Annotated in this window: 1 protein-coding gene; it reads right to left on the minus strand. The window is 47.3% G+C overall.

Annotated features, from left to right (window positions below; genetic code table 11):
- Positions 1 to 560, minus strand: a 560-nt coding sequence (locus A3751_RS17420) for a cobalamin-dependent protein (protein WP_197466456.1), incomplete at both ends; no start/stop codon positions are given.

Below are 560 nucleotides of genomic sequence, written 5' to 3' on the forward strand. Positions count from 1 at the left end.
ACTCAACCAATGTTTCGAGCGGGTAGTTCTCAAAAACCTTCGATCCAAGAAATGTCGGTTTCGGGGGTTGATAGCCTTCCCAGTTAATAGCCGCTTTATTTGCGCACGCTTTGTCGTAGCTTAGCAGTGATTTTTGGCTAACGCGGTTTTTACGTCGCTCGCGGATGGTTTCGTATTCTTCGCGGATATCTTTGGCAAATTGCTCGCTTTGGCCTTCGCTTAGCAGTGTTGTTGCAATACTGACTGAGCGAGAAGCGTCCGTTACATATACCACAATATTATTTTCATAAACGGGCTCAATCTTAACCGCTGTGTGCGCTTTAGACGTTGTCGCGCCGCCAATCATAAGCGGGACGTTCAGGCCATCGCGTTGCATTTCTTTTGCGACATGGACCATTTCGTCGAGTGACGGCGTGATTAATCCACTAACGCCGATAACATCGACATTGTGCTCCTTTGCCGCCGCTATGATTTTGTCTGCAGGAACCATGACACCTAAATCGATGACTTCGTAATTGTTGCATTGAAGGACAACGCCCACGATATTTTTGCCAATGTCG

Source organism: Oleiphilus sp. HI0080 (assembly GCF_001635135.1).